The sequence below is a fragment of the uncultured Cardiobacterium sp. genome (assembly GCF_938028185.1).
Classification (GTDB): Bacteria; Pseudomonadota; Gammaproteobacteria; order Cardiobacteriales; family Cardiobacteriaceae; genus Cardiobacterium.
In genome coordinates this window covers 1-1,821 of sequence record NZ_CALJAH010000217.1, presented here as the reverse complement: position 1 = coordinate 1,821, position 1,821 = coordinate 1, and the positions used below count along the sequence as shown (strand labels likewise).

1 protein-coding gene is annotated in these 1,821 nt (G+C 61.9%); it reads left to right on the top strand.

Going from position 1 to position 1,821, the window contains the following annotated elements:
• On the top strand, positions 1-1,821 hold a 1,821-nt coding region (locus Q0349_RS06395; protein ID WP_298080044.1), incomplete at both ends, for a spherulation-specific family 4 protein.

Sequence of the window (1,821 nt, the reverse complement as noted above, 5' to 3'; positions counted from 1 at the left end):
TCGAATCCTTCAGCTACACCCCGCTGAAAGACGACGGCAGCAACCACTCCAACACGCCGGCACCGCACGGCAACGGCAACCAGCCGACGCCGCAACCGCCTTCCGGCGAAAACCACAAGGGCAGCGTCACCCTCAGCGGCGAAGCGAAGATTGGTCACACCCTGACCGCGCAGCTCACCGACGCCGACGGCGTACCGGAAAGCGGCATCACCTGGCGCTGGTACGGCAACGACAAACTGCTGCCGGAACAGCACGGCCAGACCATCAACCTCGACAACGCCGTCAAGGGAATGCAGTTGCGCGCCGAAGCGGAATACACCGACAAGGCCGGCCACGCGGAAAAACCGGTTAGCGACCTCTCGCCTGCGGTCGTACCGGAAGCCGCCAACAGCGGCGATCTCATCCCGCCGCCGGCAGCCGATGCGCCGCGCGTCACCCTCTCCGGGCAGACCAGCGTGCTTGAAGGCAAACAGGCGGCCTACACCGTCAGCCTTGACCAGCCTGCCAGCGAAGACGTCAGCGTGGACGTGCGCATCAAGCACGGCAGCACCGACGCCAGCGATGCCAACCTCACCTGGAACATCCAGCGCGTGGTTATCCCGAAAGGCTCCGTATCCAAAGACTTCACCGTTGATACCCACGACGGTGACGGCAGCGAAGGCACGGAAACCTACACCGTGGAAATTGCGAACGCCCTGGTGGGCAACATCAACGCGGGCGACAAGCCGTTCACCGGTACGGTCAGCGCGCAATCGATGATTATCCCCGCCTACAAATACCCCACCGGTGGCTGGGAAACCGACACCTACTGGGACAGCGTACACAAGGCGGGCGGCGGCAAGGTGCCGTATGCCGTCATCAACCCGGCCAGCGGCGTTGGTGAAAAAGCCAACAGCGACTACGTCAAGCTCATCAACGACAACGACGCGGTTGGCATCAAAAACCTCGGCTATATCCGCACCGTGTACCAGACGCGGCCGATTGAAGAAGTCAAGGCAGAAGTGGACAAATACCTGGAGCTCTACGGCAAGGACAAAATCCACGGCTACTTCTTTGACGAAATCAGCGCGCAGAGCAACCATGCGACAGCCTACATGGCAGAAATCTACCGCTACGTCAAAGAAAAGGCGGGCAACAAACTGGTGATGGCGAACCCTGGCACCCACATCACCGACGCGATTGCGCCCTATGCGGACATCTTTGTGACGAGCGAAGTCAGCGCCAAGACCTACCTCAACAACTACGAACAGCCGAAGAGCGCCTTTGAAAACGACCCGGCCAACGCGCACCGCATCATGCACATGATTCATGACGTGACGCCCGACCAGTACGACGCCGTTATCAAGGCCTCGCGCGAACGCAACGCCGGCTGGGTCTTCCCCACCAGCGACACCCAGGAAAACCCGCTGCCGGAAGACCAGCGCGAAAAACATCCCGAACAGGATGGCAACCCGTACAACGCGCTGCCGCAGAACTTTGAGCAGCTTGTTGAGAGCGTCAACAACCTCGGCCAACCGGCCGACCCGACGCAGCACGGCACGCCGGGCAAACTGACCGCAGCCAACATCGGCAACGACAACGTCACCACCGAAATCGTCGAAGACACGCCAAGCGCCAACCTCGAACAACACGAGACGCCGCAGGCCGTCCACGACGACGCGGCACTGGCCAGCGCCAGCGACGGTGCAGAAGCCGCGCACCCGCACGACAGCACTACGCACCAGCACGGCGGTGACGGACACGACGTACTGGTCAGCGACGGCATCGACACCGCCGCCTACAGCGGGCTGATGAACCTCGACGGCGCGGATTTGCTCAACT